At 49.9% G+C, this 22,251-nt stretch carries 18 protein-coding genes; 13 read left to right on the top strand and 5 right to left on the bottom strand.

What is annotated here, in order from left to right:
• The first annotated feature begins 22 nt into the window (after positions 1 to 22).
• A complete protein-coding gene (locus tag L2713_RS06220) occupies positions 23 to 553 on the top strand; it encodes a GNAT family N-acetyltransferase (RefSeq protein ID WP_011622007.1) in 531 nt (176 codons plus the stop codon).
• A gap of 94 nt (positions 554 to 647) precedes the next feature.
• Here the strand turns inward: L2713_RS06220 and L2713_RS06215 are convergent, their stop codons facing one another.
• Together L2713_RS06215 and L2713_RS06210 are read right to left on the bottom strand one after the other, a co-directional pair.
• On the bottom strand, positions 648 to 1,346 hold the full coding sequence (locus L2713_RS06215; RefSeq protein ID WP_248967306.1) for a pirin family protein: 699 nt from the start codon (positions 1,344 to 1,346) through the stop codon (positions 648 to 650).
• A gap of 10 nt (positions 1,347 to 1,356) precedes the next feature.
• Positions 1,357 to 1,800, bottom strand: coding sequence for a DoxX family protein (locus tag L2713_RS06210; protein WP_248967305.1), 444 nt, complete (start codon positions 1,798 to 1,800; stop codon positions 1,357 to 1,359).
• Between the two features lie 164 nt (positions 1,801 to 1,964).
• On the opposite strand from L2713_RS06210, the gene L2713_RS06205 reads away from it, so the two are divergent.
• Positions 1,965 to 2,858 (top strand): LysR family transcriptional regulator, encoded by an 894-nt coding sequence (locus L2713_RS06205; protein ID WP_248967304.1) that lies wholly within the window; start codon positions 1,965 to 1,967, stop codon positions 2,856 to 2,858.
• Positions 2,859 to 3,254: 396 nt separating this feature from the next.
• Here the strand turns inward: L2713_RS06205 and L2713_RS06200 are convergent, their stop codons facing one another.
• Both L2713_RS06200 and L2713_RS06195 read right to left on the bottom strand, forming a co-directional pair.
• Positions 3,255 to 5,006 carry a bifunctional metallophosphatase/5'-nucleotidase gene (locus tag L2713_RS06200; protein ID WP_248967303.1) on the bottom strand — a complete coding sequence of 584 codons (1,752 nt, stop codon included), beginning with the start codon at positions 5,004 to 5,006 and terminating at the stop codon, positions 3,255 to 3,257.
• A gap of 97 nt (positions 5,007 to 5,103) precedes the next feature.
• Positions 5,104 to 6,195 (bottom strand): CNNM domain-containing protein, encoded by a 1,092-nt coding sequence (locus tag L2713_RS06195; RefSeq protein WP_011622012.1) that lies wholly within the window; start codon positions 6,193 to 6,195, stop codon positions 5,104 to 5,106.
• A 144-nt stretch (positions 6,196 to 6,339) separates the two neighbouring features.
• On the opposite strand from L2713_RS06195, the gene rlmN reads away from it, so the two are divergent.
• The 8 genes from rlmN (at position 6,340) to der (ending at position 15,382) form a co-directional block, all read left to right on the top strand.
• Positions 6,340 to 7,461: a dual-specificity RNA methyltransferase RlmN gene (gene rlmN, locus L2713_RS06190; RefSeq protein ID WP_023266487.1), complete on the top strand. Its 1,122-nt coding sequence runs from the start codon at positions 6,340 to 6,342 to the stop codon at positions 7,459 to 7,461.
• A 32-nt stretch (positions 7,462 to 7,493) separates the two neighbouring features.
• The gene (gene pilW, locus L2713_RS06185; protein ID WP_248967302.1) at positions 7,494 to 8,282 is read left to right on the top strand and encodes a type IV pilus biogenesis/stability protein PilW; all 789 of its coding nucleotides are present in this window, start codon (positions 7,494 to 7,496) and stop codon (positions 8,280 to 8,282) included.
• The gene (locus tag L2713_RS06180; RefSeq protein WP_248967301.1) at positions 8,279 to 9,409 is read left to right on the top strand and encodes a RodZ domain-containing protein; all 1,131 of its coding nucleotides are present in this window, start codon (positions 8,279 to 8,281) and stop codon (positions 9,407 to 9,409) included. The genes pilW and L2713_RS06180 overlap by 4 nt, the downstream gene beginning before the upstream one ends.
• A 41-nt stretch (positions 9,410 to 9,450) precedes the next feature.
• Positions 9,451 to 10,566, top strand: a complete 1,116-nt coding sequence (gene ispG / locus L2713_RS06175) for a flavodoxin-dependent (E)-4-hydroxy-3-methylbut-2-enyl-diphosphate synthase (protein WP_011622016.1) — start codon at positions 9,451 to 9,453, stop codon at positions 10,564 to 10,566.
• Between the two features lie 160 nt (positions 10,567 to 10,726).
• Positions 10,727 to 12,004, top strand: a complete 1,278-nt coding sequence (gene hisS / locus L2713_RS06170; RefSeq protein WP_011622017.1) for a histidine--tRNA ligase — start codon at positions 10,727 to 10,729, stop codon at positions 12,002 to 12,004.
• Positions 12,005 to 12,016: 12 nt separating this feature from the next.
• Positions 12,017 to 12,637: a tetratricopeptide repeat protein gene (locus tag L2713_RS06165; RefSeq protein WP_011716314.1), complete on the top strand. Its 621-nt coding sequence runs from the start codon at positions 12,017 to 12,019 to the stop codon at positions 12,635 to 12,637.
• Between the two features lie 11 nt (positions 12,638 to 12,648).
• Complete coding sequence (bamB, locus tag L2713_RS06160) at positions 12,649 to 13,836, top strand: outer membrane protein assembly factor BamB (protein ID WP_011716315.1); 1,188 nt, start codon at positions 12,649 to 12,651, stop codon at positions 13,834 to 13,836.
• 79 nt (positions 13,837 to 13,915) lie between these two features.
• On the top strand, positions 13,916 to 15,382 hold the full coding sequence (gene der / locus L2713_RS06155) for a ribosome biogenesis GTPase Der (protein ID WP_011622020.1): 1,467 nt from the start codon (positions 13,916 to 13,918) through the stop codon (positions 15,380 to 15,382).
• 148 nt (positions 15,383 to 15,530) lie between these two features.
• On the opposite strand, the gene xseA is transcribed toward der, so the two are convergent.
• Positions 15,531 to 16,877, bottom strand: a complete 1,347-nt coding sequence (xseA, locus tag L2713_RS06150) for an exodeoxyribonuclease VII large subunit (RefSeq protein WP_248967300.1) — start codon at positions 16,875 to 16,877, stop codon at positions 15,531 to 15,533.
• A 122-nt stretch (positions 16,878 to 16,999) separates the two neighbouring features.
• Here xseA and guaB point away from each other — a divergent pair, with 122 nt between their 5' ends.
• From guaB to L2713_RS06135, 3 genes are all read left to right on the top strand, one after another.
• Positions 17,000 to 18,466 (top strand): IMP dehydrogenase, encoded by a 1,467-nt coding sequence (gene guaB / locus L2713_RS06145; protein WP_011716317.1) that lies wholly within the window; start codon positions 17,000 to 17,002, stop codon positions 18,464 to 18,466.
• A 117-nt stretch (positions 18,467 to 18,583) separates the two neighbouring features.
• Positions 18,584 to 20,161 (top strand): glutamine-hydrolyzing GMP synthase, encoded by a 1,578-nt coding sequence (gene guaA, locus L2713_RS06140; RefSeq protein WP_248967299.1) that lies wholly within the window; start codon positions 18,584 to 18,586, stop codon positions 20,159 to 20,161.
• Positions 20,162 to 20,662: 501 nt separating this feature from the next.
• Positions 20,663 to 22,249, top strand: a complete 1,587-nt coding sequence (locus L2713_RS06135) for an AAA family ATPase (protein WP_248967298.1) — start codon at positions 20,663 to 20,665, stop codon at positions 22,247 to 22,249.
• Positions 22,250 to 22,251: the final 2 nt, after the last annotated feature.

The following is a 22,251-nucleotide window of genomic DNA, read 5'->3' as shown; positions in this document are numbered from 1 at the left end:
TAACCCATAGGAGTGGACTCCAATGCAGATACGCTTATTTTCACCTCCGGATGTGGCACAGGTGGCGGCGGTATTTAACGCCAGTGTGATGGAGGGCGCGCAGGAATATTACTCGCTTACCGAACGTTTAGCTTGGGCGCAAAATCAGGGTGAGGCGCGAAGCGATGCCTACTGGCTGGCTAAGTTAGAAGACACCACCACTTGGGTGGCGCAGGAAGGCAGCAAGTTGGTTGGCTTTACCAACTTAAGGCTCTGTCCCGATGAAGAGCTCAATTGTATGGTCGGCGAAGTCGATTGTCTGTTTGTCCACCCTGAATACAGCCGTGCCGGGGTGGCGACACATTTGTATTTAGCCCTGCTCGAAGAGGCCAAAAGCCGTAATCTTAAACGGCTTACCGTTGAAGCCTCCTATCAGGCGCGTCCTTTCTTTGAGAAACAGGGTTTTAATTGCATTCGCCGTAATGAACTACGTCGCTATCTCACCGCCGAAGATAAACAAAACGACAGGGCGCAGGTGTTAGTGAATTTTAGTTTGATTATGTCCTTATCATAGGTTCGCGTTTGGAAAGACTGCTCTTCTCTGGCCGTACGATCAGTAATAAAAAAACCGCCTCGTTTCCTTGGCGGTTTTTTATTGGTCACAATATTCATCTGGCTAAGTCAAACACTAGGGCGGTGACATTGCTGCCTGTGGCGCTAAATCGAACCGCTTCTTCGGCGGTGATATGTGCGCCATCCCCAGGGGTGAGCACTTGGTCATTGACCTTAAGCGTGCCCTCCACCAGTTGCACATAGAGCTGACGCTGTGGCTTAAGCTGCGGCATATGCACTTGCTCTTGCGGTGCCAGTATTAGCCGATACAAGGTCGCATCCTGCTGTACTTTCAAGGTGCCATTTTCACCCGTTGGGGTGACCACGGCGGTCAGCGCAGAGGTTTGCTCGAAGGCCTTTTGCTGATAACCGGCATCAATACCTAAGGTGTCTGGTTGGATCCAGATCTGCAAAAAGTGCAGAGACTCAGTGTTTGATGCATTAAACTCGCTGTGATAAATCCCTTTACCAGCAGACATTAACTGAAACTCACCCGCTGGTAAGGTCTTAACATTACCGAAGCTGTCCTTATGGGCAATGGTGCCTGAAATCACATAACTGATGATTTCCATATCTTTATGGCCATGGGTTTCAAACCCTGCGCCCGGCGCAACTCTGTCATCATTAATCACTCGTAGGGAAGACACGCCCATATGCTGCGGATCGTAGTAGCTTGCAAACGAGAAGGTATGTTGGCTCTTTAACCAGCCTAAATCAGCCTGCCCACGGTCCTGCGCTTTACGTATACGGATCATCATTTCCTCCTTATTTTAAGCGTGCGGCTAACAGGTTGTCGGCACTGAGTTTACCTGCACCTGACACGGCCAGAGACACAGTGGCAGCTAACAGGGCTAAACCAAATTCATAACCGTTATTGCTGAGGAACAGACCGTTATCAATGTGGACCGAGAAAATCGCGACCACCATAGTAAAGGACAATACCAGTGCCGTTGGGCGAGTCAGTAAACCGATAATGATCAGCAAGCCACCAAAGAATTCGCTCGAGCCAGCCATCAGCGCCATTAAGTAGCCAGGGGTTAAGCCGATGGAGGCCATCCATTGTCCTGTGCCTTCTAGGCCGTAGCCACCAAACCAGCCGAAGAGTTTTTGCGAGCCGTGGGCCATGAGGATGATCCCGATAGGAATACGCAGGGCCAATGGGGCGAAACTTGGGGCAGAGGTCAGTAATTTTGTGATAAGTGCTTTCATGGGATGTTCCTTAATTCAAATTTTTTAACTATGTCGTTAATGAGTTAGTCGGTGGAGGCTTAGCGTTAATCTCTCCATTGGTTTACAGTCTAGACTTGACCTGATGGAAAGAAAATCGGAACATTTTCAAAGTCTATTTCAAAAAATTTGAATAAGAGGTGGCTATGTTACCTGTGATGAGCCTAGATGGCTTGATAGTACTCGATGCTATTGATAAAAAAGGCAGTTTTTCGGCTGCGGCCGAATCCTTATTCCGGGTGCCATCGGCGCTGACCTACACAGTGCAGAAATTAGAGAGCGACTTAGGGGTAAAATTATTTGAACGTAAGGGCCAGCGTGCCGAATTGACCTTAGTTGGCCAGCTGGTATTACGCCAAGGGCGGGAGATTTTAGCCGCCACCGCCAGGCTTGAAGAGGCGGTTCGCCAACTCGAAACGGGCTGGGAGTCGGCATTAACCTTAGCCATAGATACTGTAGTGCCCGATTTACCACTGCTTAAACTGATTGCTGAATTTACCGAGTTAGGTAAACAGGTGACCATCAATATCACCGAGGAGTCATTGGGTGGCGGTTGGGATGCGCTGTATTCGGGCCGCGCCGATATTGCCATTGGGGTCACGGGGGAGTTACCTAAGGGGCAATATCACTTAGTCGAAATCGGCATGCTTGAATTCATGTTTGCCCTTGCGCCTCATCATCCCTTGGCACAGTTTGACCATCCCATCCCGACCGAAGCCCTGTTGCAATTTCCCTCCGTGGTGGTGGCCGACAGCTCAACGGCGCTCGCGCAGCGCTCAAGTGGATTGTTTGATAGTCGCCAAGTCATCCGCGTGCCTAATATGCAGACCAAGATTAAAGCCCAGCAACTCGGGCTGGGTGTGGGTTATCTTCCCAAACATTTGATCCGCGAAGAACTCGCTTCAGGCGCATTAGTCGCGTGTAAGGTTGAGATCCCAAGACCGGCGCAGCCGGTGTTTCTCGCATGGCGCAAGGGGAATCAAGGCAAAGCGCAGGCGTGGTTTGCCGAACGTTTACCCCATTGCGACTGGTTGTTTTAGTGAGATGTCGATAGTGCGTTTGGGTACAGGATTGAGTGAATCACAGTACTTAACCATTGCTAGGGCGTGTTGACGTTTCGAGATTAAATTTTGTTCGTTCTGGCAAGCTCGTGCTCGCGAAACGAGGAATGATGTGTAGTTATTCTACTCAAATGACGAGTGACAAAGAGCAAGTGTTTGCCAGACGAACCCTTCGGGCAGCATTTGGCTGACTTTTCTGCTGCGTTATCGTCCGTTTATGTAGAATAACTACACTGCACGGACTTTGCCTTGCATAAAAGCCAGCCACATTGCTGCAAAAATAACCCTGAAACGTCAACACGCCCTAAGTACTGTGATGAATTAAGAGGGCTGGGATTTGCGGCAGCGCTGATATAAATCCCTGACGCAGGGCGCTTACACTGAGCGCTTTACATGGCTGGTGTAATGCACATGGGGGGAGAGCAAATCCGCTAAATTGGGGTTGGGCGCCCGATTGAGGAAGCGAATAAAAGCCTGTGGTAGGGTGAGCGTCTCAATCGATTCCTGCCAGCGCGCCTGTAACAGTGGGTGATAACCTTCTTTCCCCGCAGCGGTATAGGAGGTTGACACCCCTACATAGAGCGCATCGGGCTGCACTGGATACCAGAGTGATAAGCCATCTTGCTGCATCATTTCAAGCTTGAACAAGCGCTCCCCTAATGGGCGTCTACCATCGTAGTAATAACGTAATCCATAGGTATAGGGGAAGCTGCCCGCACCCGTTCCGCGCACACTGTTGTTTGTCGCGGCGTTAATTGCCGACTCCAGCGCTTGGTATAAATACTGGCCTTGGATTTCGTATTTGACTAATGGCAACTCGAAGGGCAGCAATTGCCCCAACACATCGGCGAGGGTGAGCCTGCCTTGGGCGACAGATTGCCTTACTCCACCCGCGTTATGCAGGGCAAAGTGGATGCGGGGATCTTCAAGCTTGGCCTCTTGGAACATACTGCGGCTCACCCAAGGGGCGATTTCGCTGCCATGGGGTAATGCCTTAGATGGCAGTCTGGTATGCACTAGATTCTTAGGTACAAGGGCTAAGACTTTGTTTTCCATCTCGGCAATCGCGGGGCGATAGATATCGTGGATCACGCCGTGAATGTCTTCATCGGCAGCATCCCACAATACATAGGGATGCTCATTAAAACGTTGCTGCACGGCTTGATAGTCGGTGTCATCCACTTGCTCACTCGAACTCAACATAAACTGTTTATCGAGCATAAAGTAGTTGCCACCCTTTAGGTTTATCGCGCGGCCAGCTGCATCAAATTCAATCTCGGTCAAGCCTAAGGTTTCGGCGTATTTCCCCGCATGCACGATAGGAGTGCCATGGATGGTTTCACCATAGGGAATATTGCTTAACCCCAAGGCGCTAAAATCGCCCTGCAAGGTATGGGTATGGCCGCCAACGATAAGGCTGATGCCATCGACTTGTTCGGCAAGCCTTCTATCCTGATCTAAACCTAAGTGACTCAGCACAATAATGTGCTTGATGCCTTTGGCATGTAGATGCTCGACGGTGCGCGCCGTGGTCGCAATCGCATCGACAAAGTGGGTATCAGGATCGGGTCTGGCGATGTCTTTCATCTGATCCAGAGTAATGCCGATGACGGCGAGCTTTTTGTCGTAGAAGGGCTTTTCGAGGTAGCTGGCAAGCTGAGTAGTCTCATCATAGGCGAGAATATTCGCCACAGTACGCAGATTACCCGGCTTGCGGATATCCTCTTGGCTCAAGTCCATATTGCCCGCCAGCAGCGGAAAATCGATTTGCTTAGCAAATTCGGCAAGCCGCGCATTGCCTTCATCAATATCGTGATTACCAATCACCATGGCATCGGGTGCGAGTAAATTCAGCAGATGGGCGTTGGCCTTACCCTTAAAATGGCTGAAATACAGCGTGCCTTGGAAACTGTCGCCACCATGCAAAAATAAAAACGGCATTTGGCTTTGTGCGGCTCGGTCACGTGCCTGACTAATCTGATACCCCAGGCGTGCATAGCCACCGCTGTGACTGGTGATATCTAAGGCTTTAAGCCCTAGATTGAGGGAAAATTGTACGCGGCTGGGTTCAAAATTCGAATGGGTATCGTTGATGTGCGCGAGTGAGAGTGTGTATCCCTGTGTCATAACCTACCTCTTTTACGGCGGGAGATTATAACCTTCTCCCCAAAAACAAGAAAGGGAGCCAAGCTCCCTTTACTTTAACAATGACTAAATAATGTCATTAACCCGAGCGCGCCTCGTCATCTTCGGCGGCGGCTTCGAAGTCGCCATCATCGGAGAGACGAATGCCTTTTTGCTTCATGCGCTTGGTCCAGAGTTTACGGGCCAATTGCTGCATGTCGGTCGCTGGGTCATTCACATCGACAATTTCTAAGCCAAGTAGTGATTCGATAATGTCTTCTTGGGTCACAATACCTTGGCTACTGCCGTATTCGTCAACCACCATCGCAATTTGTGTATTGCGTTTAATCATCCGCTCGAATAACGGCAGGATTTTAGCCGTTTCGGGCACCACAAATAGGCTGCGCTTGAGTTCACCAATCGGTGCGTTCGGGCTGTAACGTTCAGCCAGTAAGACATCGGTACGGGTGATGTAACCGATAATGTCGTCGTGGTCCTGATCGTATACTGGAATACGGGTAAAAGGTTTGTCGCGATATTCCTGCACAAACTCATTTTGCGTCAGTGAAACGGGTAACGAGAACATTACGGTACGCGGCGTCATAATCGCCGTCACAGGCACGTCACGCACCTTGAGCATTTGGGTCAAAATTTTAGACTCTTGCTCGTCTAACTCACCGGATTCGTGACCAATCTTGGCCATGGCGCTCATTTCTTGGCGAATGTACTGACCTTCTTCCCCTTTACCTAGCAGGCGAGTCACCTGTTGCGACATCCAAATGAGCGGCTTAGTGACACGCTTCATCCAAGTGATGGCAATCGACACACTCGGGGCTAAACGGCGCCAGTGATTGGCTCCCACAGATTTCGGAATAATCTCTGAGAAGAATAGGATGATAAAAGTTAACACTCCGGAGAACACGCCGAGCATGTCATCACCAAAAACCTTGGCCGCTTGCGCACCGGCAACGGCGGCACCCACAGTGTGGGCAATGGTGTTTAGGGTCAAAATAGACACGAGAGGCGCTTCGATGTTTTCTTTTAGTTTACGCAACCGGGCGGCTGCGGCACTGTCAGTTTGTTCGAGCGAGGCGATATAACTAGGGGTAACCGAAAGCAACACTGCTTCGAATACACTGCACAGAAAAGAAACTCCGACAGCGACAAGCACTATAATGATGAGGGTTAACATATAGGTGGTATTACAACTCCATAATTTAGGCCAACATTGACCCACGCCGATTCTAGCATAGGAGTGTGGAGTTGCTGGCTAAAATTTTTCTGCGTCTGTATAATTCGCCGCCCTGTTGCAGGTTTTGGTGTTGAGGTTAGTCCTATGAGTGAAAAAAAGATCAATTTATTAGACCTTGATCGTAAGGCGATGCGCGCATTATTTGCGGATCTGGGTGAGAAGCCTTTCCGTGCCGATCAGCTGATGAAATGGATCTATCATTTCGGTGTCAGTGACTTCGAAGAAATGACTAACATCAACAAAGTGTTACGCCAAAAGCTGGCGGCGCGTTGTGAGATTGTTGCGCCTGAGATTTCAAGTTATCAAAAATCCGCCGATGGCACCATTAAGTTCGCCATCCACGTCGGCGAAGGTCAAGAAGTCGAAACCGTGTATATTCCTGAAGATGACCGCGCCACTCTGTGTGTGTCGTCTCAAGTGGGTTGCGCCCTCGAATGTACTTTCTGCTCGACTGCGCAGCAAGGCTTTAACCGCAACTTAACTGTCTCTGAAATCGTCGGCCAAATTTGGCGTGTTTCCCATTTCTTAGGGTTCGCTAAAGAAACCGGCGAGCGCCCAATCACCAACGTGGTGATGATGGGCATGGGTGAACCGCTGCTGAACCTAGCCAACGTGATCCCTGCGATGGATATCATGCTGGACGACTTCGGCTTTAGCCTGTCAAAACGCCGTGTGACCCTGTCAACGTCGGGCGTAGTGCCAGCCTTAGATAAACTCGGTGATGCCCTCGATGTGGCGCTCGCCGTGAGTATCCACGCGCCAAACGATGAATTGCGCGATATTCTGGTTCCCGTGAATAAAAAGTATCCACTGCAAGAGTTCCTTGCAGGAATTCGCCGTTACATCGCTAAATCTAACGCTAACCGTGGCCGCGTCACTGTGGAGTATGTGATGCTCGATCACATCAACGACAGCACTGAACAAGCCCATGAATTAGCACAATTAATGAAGGATACGCCTTGTAAGGTAAACCTGATCCCATTCAATCCATACCCAGGTTCGCCCTATGGTCGTTCATCGAACTCGCGCATCGACCGTTTTTCTAAGGTATTGATGGAATATGGCTTAACTGTGATTGTACGCAAAACCCGTGGTGATGATATTGACGCGGCCTGTGGACAGTTAGCGGGTGATATTCGCGATCGAACCAAGCGTTTAGCAAAAAAACGCATGCAAGAAAATCAGATTTCGGTCACAATGAATTAACTCTTTGTTTGCACAGATTTATAGGCTTGCCCATGAAGCATGGATTGTCAGGGTTTTCATTAGCAATTGCCCTGTCATTATTAGTGACAGGATGCGTAACTGAGCGTACCTATTCAGGGACTGATATTCCCGTGTCGGAGCGAAAACTCGATAAAGTCGCCGCTGCACGGGAGCGTATGCAGCTCGGTTTAACTTACCTTAATCGAGGTAACTCGGAACAAGCCAAGTATAATCTTGATAAAGCAATCGAATATGCACCAGAGCTCGAAGATGTGCATGTGGCCATGGCCTATTACTATCAAACCGTTGGCGATTTAGTACGTACCGAACAGGCGTATCAAGACGCTATCAATACTAAGGACGCCTCTGGCGATTCCATGAATAACTTTGGGGTGTTTTTGTGCCAACAAAAGCGATACGACAAAGCTGAAAAAATGTTTTTGGCCGCGATAGAAATGCCCAAATATACGCGTACCGCGTCCAGTTATGAGAACTTAGGCATTTGCAGCCGAGACGCGGGACAAACAGAAAAGGCACGACAGTATTTTCAGATGGCGTTAAAGTATGACCCGAGACGCTCGGTGTCTTTACTGGAGCTGGCTGAGCTTGGGATGGATAAAGGTGATTATGTCGATGCGCAAAACCAATTAGCGCGTTATCACCAAGTGGCTGCCCAGACTCCAGAAAGTTTAACGCTCGGAATAAAAATTGAGCAGGCGTTGAATGATGATGCTGCTATGAAGCGATTTGGCATTTTATTGCTCGCCAAATTCCCAGCATCGCCTCAAGCCAAGCAATACAGAGTTAATTTGCATCAATGAAAGATAACGAAATAAACGCGTCAGTAGAACCAGTTGCAGCGAGTGAAGCTGAATCGACGCCTGATGTAACGCTCGGCACTTTACTCAGAACGGCTCGTGAGCAGATGGGCTTAAGCATTGCGGATACCGCGGTGAAATTACATCTGCGCCCAGGGATTGTTGAAAATCTCGAAGCCGACGATTTTTCCAATATTTCTTCTTCGACTTATGTTCGCGGATACGTCAAAAACTATGCGCGCATGTTGGGGGTGGATAACGCCCTGATTGAGGCATGCCTCGCGCGGCAGGTGCCATTAGTGACTCAGCCTGCTATGCAAAGCTTTTCCCGCAAGACGACTTATCAAGCTCGTGACACTAAACTAAAGTGGCTGAGCTTTTTTATTGTGTTAGTTTTATTGGGTTTGTTCGTCCTATGGTGGATGCAACGAACTACGCTGGTGACCCATGTTGATGTGTCTAAACCAACGGCGGAAGAGTTAGCGGCGGCGAATCAAGCGCTCCCAGGTGATGTGCTGCTGACGGAAACTGATGCCAGTGCGCGTTTAAGTGAGATTGCGGTCAATGGCTCTATGGCGACCGATGGTCCGGTAAAAGATACCGACGAGAGCACTATCGACCCTAATATGAACGATTCGGCAGCGATGGAAGCGGAGCAGACGCCTGCTGCCAATTCGGCTATGAATCCGAGCGAATCTAACACTGCACCGAATACTGCTCCGAACTCCGCAGCGAGCAATACCGTTGCGGTTCCAAGCGCGACACAAAACGCCGCGACCAATGCCGCGCCAGTGCAGAACCAAACCGCATCGAATGCACCTGCAACTAATACAGCAGTAACCAATACTGCTTCGACAGCGCAAGCCATTCCGGTCGCTGCGGGGCAGTCGAGCATTACTATTGAGCTCACGGGCGATTGCTGGATCAACATAGTCGATGCCAAGGGCAAAGCGATTGTTGACGGCGTCCGTGGTGCTGGTGCGAATATTCAAGCCAGTGGTGTGCCTCCGTTTAAAGTGATCTTAGGTGCTCCCACTGTCGTGTCCACGTTTACGGTCGATGGTAAAGCCATCAGCCTTGCTGAATTTCCTAAGGGTCGTGTTGCGCGTTTGACTATCCCACAGGTTTAAGTCTGGCGCCTACGCAGAGTACCGAAAAGAGCGTATTGAGTATGTATAACGAAACACCCATAAAGAGACGTCCTTCAACCCGCATTTATGTGGGCAATGTACCGATTGGTGATGGTGCGCCGATTGCCGTACAGTCGATGACTAATACTAAGACCACAGATGTTGAGGCAACCGTTGCCCAAATCCGTGCCCTAGAAAAAGTGGGTGCCGATATTGTGCGTGTCTCTGTGCCGACGATGGACGCCGCCGAAGCTTTTAAAGTGATTAAGCAATCAGTATCTGTGCCCTTGGTTGCCGATATCCACTTCGATTACCGTATCGCCCTGAAAGTGGCCGAATATGGTGTGGACTGTTTGCGTATCAACCCAGGTAATATCGGTAACGAAGAGCGTATCCGCAGTGTGGTAGAGTGCGCCCGCGATAAAAACATTCCTATCCGTATTGGGGTGAACGGCGGTTCATTAGAAAAAGATCTGATGGACAAATACAAAGAGCCTACGCCAGAAGCCTTGCTCGAATCGGCTATGCGCCATGTGGACATTCTTGACCGTTTGAACTTCGACCAATTTAAGGTCAGCGTAAAAGCCTCCGATGTGTTCTTAGCAGTAGAATCCTATCGTTTATTGGCTAAGCAAATTCGCCAGCCATTGCATTTAGGTATTACCGAAGCGGGTGGCGCCCGTGCCGGTGCGGTGAAATCAGCCGTCGGCTTAGGCATGCTGCTTGCCGAGGGCATTGGTGATACGCTGCGTATTTCGTTGGCGGCCGATCCGGTGGAAGAAATCAAAGTTGGCTTTGATATCCTAAAGTCACTGCGGATCCGTAGCCGTGGCATTAACTTTATTGCGTGTCCTTCTTGCTCGCGCCAAGAGTTCGATGTGATCAGCACAGTAAATGAATTAGAGCGCCGCCTCGAAGATGTGACGACCGCGATGGATGTGTCTATCATCGGCTGTGTGGTCAATGGCCCAGGCGAAGCCTTAGTGTCTCACATCGGCTTAACGGGTGGACATCGTAAGAGTGGTTACTACGATGAAGGCGAGCGTCAAAAAGAGCGTTTCGACAATGATAACCTAGTCGATTCCCTCGAAGCGAAAATTCGCGCTAAGGCGAGCCAAATGGCCAATCGCATCCAAGTGAAAGACACGACTGAGTAACAGACACAGCCGAATCAACCCATAAGGTTAAGCGTTATAAAAACACTCAAGCCTTGAGCTAGACCCCGAAACCGACGGGGTCATTTTACGTTTAGTGTTGAACAGCCTATAATGCCTGACATTTTTTATTAATTTAGCGAAAATCGGACGAGTCGATACAGTGGCAAAACAGATCCAAGCGATTCGCGGAATGAACGACATTCTGCCAACTCAAAGTCCTCTATGGCAAAAAGTGGAAGCGGTACTACGTGCGAGCGTGGCTGCTTATGGTTACAGTGAGATCCGCACTCCAATAGTGGAAAATACCGATCTTTTTAAACGCTCTATCGGTGAAGTGACTGATATTGTTGAAAAAGAAATGTATACCTTCGAGGACCGTAACGGTGACAGTTTAACCCTACGTCCTGAAGGCACAGCCTCAACCGTGCGTGCCGGTAATGAGCATGGTCTGCTCTATAACCAAGAACAACGCCTGTGGTACATGGGCCCAATGTTCCGCCACGAACGTCCGCAAAAAGGTCGTTATCGCCAATTCCACCAGTTTGGTGTGGAGGTCTACGGCATTGGTAGCGCCGATATCGACGCTGAAGTGTTGATGTTATCGGCCCGTCTATGGGAAAAACTCGGCATTAGCGAGCATGTGACGCTTGAGCTAAACACCTTAGGTGACCCTGCTGAGCGCGCCGCTTACCGTGAAGCCTTGATTGCCTTCTTAGAGCAACACAAAGACAAATTAGACGAAGATAGCCAGCGCCGTATGTACAGCAATCCGCTGCGGGTACTGGACTCAAAAGATCCTCAAGTGCAAAGCATTTTAGGTGATGCGCCTGCGCTGATGGATTACTTAGGTGAAGAATCTTCACAACATTTTGCACAATTGCGTGAACTCCTTGACGCAGTTGGCATCCAATACCGAGTTAACCCGCGCCTAGTCCGTGGTTTGGATTATTATAATCGCACGGTTTTTGAATGGGTTACCAATAGCTTAGGCTCTCAAGGCACTGTACTTGCGGGCGGTCGCTACGATGGTTTAGTCGCTCAGTTGGGCGGTAAAGATACGCCTGCTGTCGGTTTTGCGATGGGATTAGAGCGCATCGTTCTGCTGCTTGAAACCTTAGAGCTGACCCAAGATATCCCTGCGGCTGTTGATGTTTACGTCGCAGCGATGGGGGATAGCTGTTTGGTTGAAGCCATTAAAGTGGCACAGGAGTTACGCTCAACCTTACCGACACTGCGTGTTATGAGCCACTGCGGCGGCGGTAACTTCAAGAAGCAAATTAAGCGTGCCGATAAAAGCGGCGCACAAGTAGCCTTACTCATCGGTGAAGAAGAACTCGCCGAAGGTGTGGTTACCGTTAAATATTTACGCAATGACAACGAACAACAACGGGTCGCTCGAAATGCACTAAGCGCATTTTTAGCTGAACTTACCAAATAAGGGGACGTGCGCGTGGAAATTTATAGCACAGAAGAACAACAAGTTGATGCTATCAAGCAGTTCTGGAAAGACTATGGAACCTCGATTGTTATCGGGGCGGTCGTTGGTTTAGGCGGCCTGTACGGTTGGAACTATTACTCCGACATGAAAATCGTGAAGGCCGAAGAAGCATCACAGGCTTTCCAAACCTTAACCACCAAATCAAGTGACGAAGCGGCCATGCTGGCTGGCGTTGCTGAGTTTTCCAAAAATCACGACCAAAAGGGCTATCAAGCACTGCTGGATCTGATCGTTGCGAAAACTGCGGTTGAAGCCAAAGATTTTGCTAAGGCCGAAGAAGCGCTGAAGAAGGTGATTGCCGCTAAGCCAGGTGCTGGATTAGACACAGTGGCAACACTGCGTTTAGCACGCATTCAAGCAGAGCAAGGCCAAATCGGCACTGCGCTAGCGACCTTAGATCAAGTGACGGATAAAGCTTTCTTAGCACAACGTGAAGAACTCAAAGGCGATTTCTTTGTACGCCAAGGCGAAGCGGATAAAGCGAAAACCGCTTACCAAGCGGCAATGGACAATGGCGGTGTTGTGACCAGCCCTGCACTTAAAATCAAACTTGATAACCTAAATCAAGCATAAGGGATCCCTTGATGAAGTCTTGGTGCAAGAACCTGCTAGCCGCTGGGTTAAGCCTAGCCATGTTATCCGCCTGTTCTTCTAGCGATGTGGAAGAAGAACCGGTAAGTGAGTTAACTGCGATTCAGGCGACAGTGTTTCCTGAAGTAAGTTGGAGCGCCTCTGTAGGTGATGGTGTCGGTGATTATTACTCTCGCCTTACTCCTGCAGTTCGTTACGGTAAAATTTTTGCAGCCGACCGTTACGGCGAAGTCGTGGCCTTCGATGAAGCCACGGGTGAGCGCGTTTGGAAGAAAGATTTTAGTGAAGAGTTTCGCGATAACGCCTTAGCCAAAAACAAGGGCGCACGCTTAGCCGCTGGTGTTACTGCCGCGCGCAATAAAATCTTTGTCGGTGGTGAGAGTGGTCTATTGGCCGCACTGAATGCCGAAGATGGTCAAGTGCTGTGGCATGTCGTGACTGGGGGCGAGTTACTCTCTAAGCCAACCGTTGCTGACGATGTGGTGGTGGTGAGCACGAGCTCTGGCGCGCTCGAAGCCTTTAACGTCGATACGGGCGCTAAGCTGTGGGCCTATGAGATGCAGTTGCCTAATCTAACCTTACGTGGCACTGGTTCTGCGGCCTATGAAGCGGGTGGTTTCTTTATCGGTACTGCCGATGGCAAAGTCGCCGTTGTGGTGAAAAACAACGGTCAAGCCGCATGGGAACAAGCGATTTATAATCCAACTGGCGGCAATGAGTTTACTCGTATGGCCGATGTGGATATGACGCCGCTGATCTTAGGTGACAACCTTTATGCGGTGAGCTACAACGGTAACTTGGTGTCGATGGAACTGCGTACCGGACGTGTGATTTGGACCCGTAAGTACTCCAGCTTCAATGAGCTAGCGTCTGCCGGTTTAAGCTTATTCCTAGTGGATGATCACAGCCGTATCTACTCTGTTGACAGACGTAACGGCCTAGAATTGTGGAGCAACTCTGAGCTGGCGAACCGTACACTCACGTCACCAGCCGTATATCGCGACTATCTGGTCGTGGGCGATTTTGAAGGTTATCTGCACTTTATCGACCGCAGCACAGGCAGTATTGTCGGTCGTATCCAAGTGGACAGCTCTGGATTATTCAGCCAGCCATTAGTGGTGGATGATAAAATCTACGTGCAAGGTCGCAGCGGAAAGTTAGCTGTTGTAACACTTCCTTAGTTAAAAGTGTTATCCTTGTAGAGCCCCTGGAAGTGTGTTCCGGGGGCTTTTTATTGAAAAGTTTTTTAGAGGCAAAATCATGATCCCTGTAGTGGCCCTTGTTGGTCGGCCGAACGTCGGTAAATCCACTTTATTTAACCGCCTTACGCGTACGCGTGATGCGCTGGTTGCTGACTTTCCTGGCCTAACACGTGACCGTAAATATGGTCGAGCATTCCTATCCGGCTATGAGTTTATCGTGGTGGATACCGGCGGTATCGACGGCACCGAAGAGGGGATCGAAACTAAGATGGCCGAGCAGTCCCTTGCCGCTATCGAAGAAGCCGATGTTGTCTTATTTATGACCGATGCGCGAGCGGGCTTAACCGCCGCGGATTTGTCTATTGCTCAGCACTTACGTAGCCGTCAAAAAACCACGTTCGTGGTGGCTAACAAGATTGACGGTATCGATGCCGATTCTGCCTGCGCCGAGTTTTGGTCGTTAGGTTTAGGTGAAGTCTACCAAATGGCTGCCGCCCAAGGCCGCGGCGTGACCAACATGATTGAGTACGCCTTAACTCCTTATGCCGAAGCGATGGGGATTGAGCGCCAAGGCGAAGAGGAAGAAGTCGACGAGCGTCAGTACACCGAAGAAGAAGCCGAAGCCGAGCAGAAGCGTCTGCAGGATTTACCGATTAAGCTTGCGATTATCGGTAAGCCTAACGTAGGTAAATCGACGCTGACTAACCGTATCTTAGGTGAAGAGCGTGTGGTGGTTTACGACGAGCCGGGCACCACCCGCGACAGTATTTACATTCCGATGGAACGCGATGGCCGCGAATACGTGATTATCGATACTGCCGGTGTGCGTCGCCGCAGTAAAGTCCATGAAGTGATTGAAAAATTCTCGGTGATCAAAACCCTAAAAGCGGTTGAAGATGCCAACGTTGTGCTGCTGATCATCGATGCCCGTGAAGGGATTGCCGAGCAGGATTTAGGTCTATTAGGTTTTGCCCTGAACGCGGGCCGCGCCTTAGTTATCGCCGTCAACAAGTGGGATGGTATCGATCAGGGCATTAAAGACCGGGTTAAGAGTGAACTCGACCGCCGCTTAGGCTTTATCGACTTTGCTCGCATTCACTTTATTTCGGCGCTACATGGTACGGGCGTTGGCCATCTGTTTGAGTCGATTGAAGAAGCTTACGACAGTGCGACTCGCCGCGTGAGCACCTCTATGCTGACCCGCATTATGCAAATGTCGCAGGATGACCATCAGCCACCATTGGTGAACGGTCGCCGTGTGAAACTGAAATACGCCCACGCCGGTGGTTATAACCCGCCAATCGTGGTTATTCACGGTAACCAAGTCAGCAAGCTACCGGATTCTTACAAGCGCTACATGATGAACTACTTCCGTCGTTCATTAAAAGTGGTCGGTACGCCAATTCAGCTGCGTTTCCAAGAGGGTGATAACCCGTTTGAAAACAAGGTTGAAAAGCTGACCATGAGCCAAGAGCGTCGCCGTAAGCGCGCCCTGAGCCATATTAAAGATCGCAAGACAAAGTAAATCTGCGCTAATGGCTTAAGCGGAACACAAAAAAGGAACCTTAGGGTTCCTTTTTTGTTGGCACATTTTAGGGCGCAATTATAAGTCTTGTATCGATAAAATACTTTATGGTTATGGGCTTAGACGTTGAGGCTAAGGCTGTCTAGACTTAACTTTCATCGGTTATTTGCGTCACGGTCGACTGCACTTGTCCATGGCGTAGGCGAGTGTTTATCTTATCGCCCACACTCAGCTGGGCGGCATTGTCTATGACTTGGTTATTTGCATCTGTGGTGATGCTGTAACCCCGGCTCAAGGTAGCTAATGGACTGACCGTTTCCAATTGATGGGCGGCATATTTGACCCGCTGCTCGCTTTGGTTGAGGGTATCCTGCATAGCGTCTTGTAAACGCGTCGCTAAATAGCTCAATCGATTGGTCTCGAGTGCGAGTTTGTGCTTTGGCGACTGCTGCTCGAGGCGGCTTGCCAGTTGCTGCTGACGGCGACTTAAGCCGTGTAATTTGTTAGAAAGTGCAGCTTCGAGTCTTAATTGCATTTCATCAAAACGCTGCTCAAATTGTTGCAAGGTGCGCTTAGGATCTAAGCGTTGCAGTCTGTGCTCGAGCAAACTTAAGCGTCTTTCCTGCTTGAGTTGATAGTGACTCGCGCTCTGTTTGAGGCGCGAGAGTACTGTGGCTAAGCGTTGGCTCTTATTGTCGCTATCCTGAGACAGCAGCTCTGCGCCCGCAGAAGGCGTCGGGGCGCGAACGTCGGCCACATAGTCACTGATGGTGGTGTCGACTTCATGGCCTACGGCGCTGACAACGGGTAAAGCGCTGTTGTAGATGGTATGGGCGAGCGCTTCGCTATTAAAACACCATAAATCTTCGAGTGAGCCGCCGCCGCGGGTGAGCAGTAATACATCCACCTCGAGCCGTTGATTGGCGATATTAATGGCTTGGCAGATATTCATATCCGCGCTCTCACCCTGTACCTGAGTGGGATAAATAATCACTTCGATGGAAGGGTCACGGCGGGCAAGCACATGCAACACATCGCGGATAGCCGCGCCCGTGGGGGAGGTGATGACCCCAATACGTTGAATATTTTTCGGTAACTGACGTTTAGTGTCGGCGGCAAATAATCCCTGCGCCGCGAGCTTCATTTTGAGCGCTTCAAATTGCTGTGCCAGTAAGCCATCACCGGCGGGGAGCATAGATTCAATCAATAATTGATAGTCACCCCTAGGCTCGTATACGCTGATGGCGCCTTTCACGAGCACCTGTTGGCCATTCACAGGTTTAAAGCTCACGCTTTGATTGCGCCCCTTGAACATGGCACAGCGAATTTGTGAATAATGATCCTTGAGGGTTAAATACCAATGTCCCGAGCTGGGGGCCGAAAAGTTAGAAATTTCACCATTTAGCCAGACTTTTCCCAGTTGTCCCTCGAGAATTTGCCTGACTTCACCATTGAGGCGTGAGACGGTATAAATATTATTTTTAGGGACTTGCATGTGTTTTCTCGTGCAAATGGGATTTTTTCACTATTTTCCATTTACCGCTCCCCAGATGCAAGGTATAATCCCGCCGCAATATTTCACCTCTAAAATCCTACTCAACTGGGGAGATGTTGCCTATGCTACGTTTAATTAAAGAAGCGCTAACTTTTGACGATGTGTTACTTGTTCCTGCGCATTCGACTGTACTCCCAAACACCGCCATCCTTAAAACTCGCCTGACCAATACCATTGAACTGAATATTCCGCTTGTGTCTGCCGCTATGGACACTGTGACCGAAGCGCGTCTTGCTATCGCCATGGCACAGGAAGGTGGCTTAGGTTTTATTCATAAAAACATGAGCATAGAAAAGCAGGCCGAAGAAGTTCGTAAAGTAAAAATTTACGAAGCGGGTGTGGTGCAACAACCTGTAACGGTAACGCCTTCAACTACGCTGGCGGATCTTAAAGTACTGACCGCGAAGAATGGTTTTGCGGGTTACCCTGTGGTAAACGAAGCCAATGAATTGGTGGGTATCATCACTGGCCGTGACGTACGTTTTGTGACTGACTGGAGCAAAACCGTAGAAGAAGTGATGACGCCAAAGGCGCGTTTAGTCACTGTTGCGGAAGGCACTAAGTTAGATGAAGTGCAAAAATTAATGCACTCAAACCGTATCGAAAAAGTGTTAGTTGTCGACGATAACTTCAAGCTGAAAGGCTTAATCACAGTAAAAGACTTCGAAAAAGCCGAGCGTAAACCTAATGCTTGTAAAGACGAATTAGGTCGTTTACGTGTGGGCGCCGCCGTAGGTGCTGGTGCTGGTAACGAAGAGCGTGTCGATGCGCTGGTGAAAGCCGGTGTTGACGTGCTGCTGATTGATTCTTCCCACGGCCACTCTGAAGGCGTGTTGCAACGTATCCGTGAAACCCGCGCTAAATACCCAGAACTGCAAATAATCGGTGGTAACGTGGCAACAGCTGAAGGCGCATTAGCCCTAGTTGAAGCCGGCGTTAACGCGGTTAAAGTGGGTATTGGCCCTGGTTCTATCTGTACCACACGTATCGTGACAGGTGTGGGCGTGCCACAAATTACCGCAGTATCTGACGCTGCCGAAGCCGTAAAAGGTTTAGGGATCCCTGTTATCGCCGACGGCGGTGTACGTTTCTCCGGTGACTTAGCCAAAGCCTTAGCCGCAGGTGCATCATGCATCATGGCGGGTTCAATGTTTGCGGGTACCGACGAAGCGCCGGGCGAAACCGAACTCTACCAAGGCCGTGCCTATAAGTCATACCGCGGTATGGGTTCTTTAGGCGCCATGTCTCAAGGTTCTTCTGACCGTTATTTCCAATCTGACAATGCTGCCGACAAGCTAGTGCCAGAAGGCATCGAAGGCCGTGTACCTTACAAAGGCAAGCTTAAGGAAATCATCCATCAACATATGGGCGGTCTGCGTTCATGCATGGGCTTAACGGGCTGTGCCACGATCCAAGAACTGAACGAAAAAGCGCAGTTTGTGAAAGTGACGTCTGCGGGCATGGGCGAGTCCCACGTTCACGATGTGACTATCACTAAAGAAGCGCCAAACTACCGTTCAGGTGCGTAAACGTGTGTGATAATGGGGCGGCGATAAGCCGCCCCGTTATTAAGATTTGTATGCCCTCAAGATTGAACCTCGTAGTCTTGAGCTAAGTTAAAACAATAGATGAGATAAAGGTTATCCATGAGCGATATTCATGAGCATAAGATACTGATCCTCGACTTTGGATCTCAGTACACCCAGCTAATTGCCCGTCGTATCCGTGAAATTGGTGTTTACTGTGAGTTATGGGCGTGGGATGTGACTGAAGCCCAAATCCGTGAGTTTGCCCCTAACGGGATTATCCTCGCTGGCGGCCCAGAAAGTGTGACTGCCGACAACTCTCCCCGCGCACCTGAATATGTGTTCAATGCTGGCGTCCCCGTTCTAGGGATCTGCTACGGCATGCAAACCATGTCTGAGCAGCTGGGCGGTAAAGTGATTCAAGGCGTGGGCGAAGGCGAGTTCGGCTACGCTCAAATCGAAATGTTAGCGCAATCGGCCCTGTTTAAAGATATCGAAGACGCAGTCAGTGCCGATGGCAAATCTCTGCTCGATGTGTGGATGAGCCATGGCGATAAAGTGTCGGCGATTCCAGAAGGTTTTGTGGCTGTTGCTAAAACTGACACTTGCCCATTTGCGGCCATGTCTAACGAAGAAAAGCGTTTTTACGGTGTACAGTTCCACCCTGAAGTCACCCATACTCGCCAAGGTATGCGTATGCTGTCGCACTTCGCCTTAGATATCTGCGGCTGTGCGGCCAACTGGAAACCTTCTTCAATCATCGAAGACGCTATCGAACGCTTGAAAAAGCAAGTAGGCGACGATGAAGTGATTTTAGGTCTGTCTGGTGGTGTGGATTCATCGGTAGTGGCCATGCTGCTGCACCGCGCAATTGGCAAAAAACTGACCTGCGTATTTGTTGATAACGGCTTACTGCGTTTAAACGAAGCGAAGCAAGTCATGGAAATGTTTGGTGACCATTTTGGTCTGAACATTGTTCACGTCGATGCGGAAAACCGCTTCCTTGACGCGCTGAAAGGCGAAGCCGATCCAGAAGCGAAACGTAAAATCATCGGCCGTGTATTCGTTGAAATCTTCGACGAAGAAGCCAAGAAATGCGTTAACGCTAAATGGTTAGCCCAAGGCACCATCTACCCAGACGTGATTGAATCCGCTGGCAGCGCCACAGGTAAAGCCCATGTGATTAAGTCGCACCATAACGTTGGCGGTCTGCCAGACGATATGGAGTTAGGTCTGGTTGAGCCACTACGCGAACTCTTTAAAGACGAAGTGCGTAAGATTGGTCTTGAGCTAGGTCTGCCATACAACATGCTTTACCGCCACCCGTTCCCAGGCCCTGGTTTAGGCGTGCGTGTACTGGGCGAAGTGAAGAAAGAATACTGTGATTTGCTGCGCCGCGCCGATGCGATTTTTATCGAAGAGCTGCACAAAGCTGATCTTTATAATAAAGTCAGCCAAGCCTTTACCGTGTTCTTACCCGTTCGCTCTGTCGGTGTGATGGGCGATGGCCGTAAATACGATTGGGTGGTGTCACTGCGCGCCGTTGAAACCATCGACTTTATGACCGCTCACTGGGCGCACTTGCCATACGATTTCTTAGGCCGCGTATCAAACCGCATCATTAACGAAATCGACGGTATCTCCCGTGTGGTTTACGATATTTCAGGTAAGCCACCTGCAACTATCGAGTGGGAGTGACCGGTACTGGCTGGCAACGGCAGGCTCTATACCGTCTGTTAGACGGAATTAAAGGTTTCCCTCTCAACGTGATAACCTGAGCCAGTAATAACTTCGCAAGGATGCCAACATATTGCCGTTGCCCGTTGGCACGGAAGCCAGTCCGAGCGTCGGCGCACCGCTGCATGTGCGCCATCGTTCGGAATACACCCCCTTTATCAACTTTCGGCTCGTGGCTTTATTGCGATTGTTGAACAGCCGCTGAGCGAGAGTAAGTGCAGGCCGGTGAGTACTACAGCATGGCCGACAGTATGCTGACGCCATTTCTCGATCATCTGGAGGGTATCCCAGTGCTGGAGAACAAGGGCCGATTATTGCGGCTGGATCAGTCTGTGCGGGTTATTTACAGCGGGTCAGAGCCAGAAGCTCCGCTTGGGTGTTGGCGGAGTCTTGATATTTCTAATATTTATATACATCTGCCATGAGTTATAGTTACTGGCAATTCAACATGGAGGTTAGACAGTGACATTTAGGGATTTGTTCAAGCTTAATACGGAAACAGCGGCACCGGTTATTCAAATCATCAGTCACGAAACCCTGCGGATTCGCGCCTGTTGCATTCAAGTAGCCACAGACCTGAACAGATACCTTTACATATGGAATATGCCGCAGGGCTTGAGGAAATATGATTTCGATGACAATTCCTGGGAATCAGTGGATGAAGGTGAACAGCCTCAGGAAGCCTTGGAGTGGCTGATTGAATCTTCACAAGACCAATTTGAATTCATCTTGCTTCTGGAAGACTTCCATCATTTCCTGAATGAGCACACCCTGATCAGCCGTTTGCGTGCATTTGCGATCGCCGTTGCCAGCCGTGAAATCAATAACGTCACTGTTGTGTTATCCCAGCCTGCTCCATTACTGCCTCCAGAATTGGAGAAAGAGGTACAGGTGATGGAAATGCCATTACCGGATACCGATGACCTCAAAACTCTGATGCGACAGGCCAAGCAGCGGTATGAACTGAGCGACAGGGACTATCAAGAGTCATCCGCTCTGATCGAGTCTGCACTTGGTCTATCAACCAGCGAAGCCCAACTGGCTTTCTCAAAAGCCGCTTGCCAGTTCAAACGTCTCACCGAATCTGAAATCCCTTTTATCGTTAAAGAAAAAGAGCAGGTGATTCGCAAGAGCGGACATCTTGAATACTTTCATCCGAAAGCCACACTCGACGATATCGGCGGCCTCGATAACCTAAAGTCCTGGCTGAACCGCCGTCGTCAGTCGTTTACCGAACATGCTCGTGAATTTGGTCTGGAAACCCCGCGAGGGGTGTTGCTGTTGGGTTTGCCGGGTACGGGCAAGAGTCTTGCAGCAAAGGCAGTGGCCAATGCCTGGCGGTTACCGTTGTTGCGTCTGGACATGGGCAAAATCTACGGCGGTATTGTGGGGCAGTCGGAGGCTAACATCCGTTCGGCGCTGCAAACTGCCGAAGCGCTGGCGCCCAGTATTCTCTGGGTGGATGAAATCGAAAAAGGCCTGTCGGGCATGCAAAGTTCTGGTGCCACAGATGGCGGTACGACATCCCGCGTATTAGGTACTTTTCTGACCTGGATGCAGGAAAAAGAGAAACCGGTGTTTGTGGTAGCGACCGCTAACCATATCGCCCAATTACCACCCGAGCTGCTGCGTAAAGGCCGTGTCGATGAAATCTTCTTTGTGGATCTACCTGTGCAACAAGATCGCAAAGACATTATCTCGATTCACCTGAAACGCCGAAATCGCCTGGATGATTTTACGCAAGACGAATTGGATGAGTTGGCGATTGTCAGCAAAGGCTTTACTGGGGCTGAACTGGAAGAAGCCGTCAAGGAAGCCATGTTTCTGGCCTTTGACGAAGGCCACCAGTTAAACAAGAGCGATATCCTTAAGGCCATTAAGGCTACCTCTCCACTCTCTTTGACTATGGCTGAAATGATTCAGGATACCCGTGCTTGGGCGAAGGGGCGTGCCGTGGCTGCCAGCTCTGTGGAGCCAGAAGCACTGGAGCCTCTCAAAAGTAAAAAGCTCCGTCTCAAACAGGAAGGCGAAAACCCTTTCGTGAAATAATG

Origin of the sequence: Shewanella seohaensis, assembly GCF_023283775.1 — a bacterium.
GTDB classification, from domain to species: domain Bacteria; phylum Pseudomonadota; class Gammaproteobacteria; order Enterobacterales; family Shewanellaceae; genus Shewanella; species Shewanella seohaensis.
This window is presented reverse-complemented; position numbering and strand designations above follow the sequence as displayed.

Excerpts from the sequence above, each read along its gene's own strand:
- L2713_RS06215 (WP_248967306.1), bottom strand. The coding sequence starts at position 1,346 with ATGATCCGTATACGTAAAGCGCAGGACCGTGGGCAGGCTGATTTAGGC.
- xseA (WP_248967300.1), bottom strand. The coding sequence starts at position 16,877 with ATGCAAGTCCCTAAAAATAATATTTATACCGTCTCACGCCTCAATGGT.
- L2713_RS06210 (WP_248967305.1), bottom strand. The coding sequence starts at position 1,800 with ATGAAAGCACTTATCACAAAATTACTGACCTCTGCCCCAAGTTTCGCC.
- bamB (WP_011716315.1), top strand. The coding sequence starts at position 12,649 with ATGAAGTCTTGGTGCAAGAACCTGCTAGCCGCTGGGTTAAGCCTAGCC.
- der (WP_011622020.1), top strand. The coding sequence starts at position 13,916 with ATGATCCCTGTAGTGGCCCTTGTTGGTCGGCCGAACGTCGGTAAATCC.
- L2713_RS06200 (WP_248967303.1), bottom strand. The coding sequence starts at position 5,006 with ATGACACAGGGATACACACTCTCACTCGCGCACATCAACGATACCCAT.
- pilW (WP_248967302.1), top strand. The coding sequence starts at position 7,494 with ATGAAGCATGGATTGTCAGGGTTTTCATTAGCAATTGCCCTGTCATTA.
- L2713_RS06220 (WP_011622007.1), top strand. The coding sequence starts at position 23 with ATGCAGATACGCTTATTTTCACCTCCGGATGTGGCACAGGTGGCGGCG.
- L2713_RS06205 (WP_248967304.1), top strand. The coding sequence starts at position 1,965 with ATGTTACCTGTGATGAGCCTAGATGGCTTGATAGTACTCGATGCTATT.
- rlmN (WP_023266487.1), top strand. The coding sequence starts at position 6,340 with ATGAGTGAAAAAAAGATCAATTTATTAGACCTTGATCGTAAGGCGATG.
- ispG (WP_011622016.1), top strand. The coding sequence starts at position 9,451 with ATGTATAACGAAACACCCATAAAGAGACGTCCTTCAACCCGCATTTAT.
- L2713_RS06180 (WP_248967301.1), top strand. The coding sequence starts at position 8,279 with ATGAAAGATAACGAAATAAACGCGTCAGTAGAACCAGTTGCAGCGAGT.
- guaA (WP_248967299.1), top strand. The coding sequence starts at position 18,584 with ATGAGCGATATTCATGAGCATAAGATACTGATCCTCGACTTTGGATCT.
- guaB (WP_011716317.1), top strand. The coding sequence starts at position 17,000 with ATGCTACGTTTAATTAAAGAAGCGCTAACTTTTGACGATGTGTTACTT.
- L2713_RS06195 (WP_011622012.1), bottom strand. The coding sequence starts at position 6,195 with ATGTTAACCCTCATCATTATAGTGCTTGTCGCTGTCGGAGTTTCTTTT.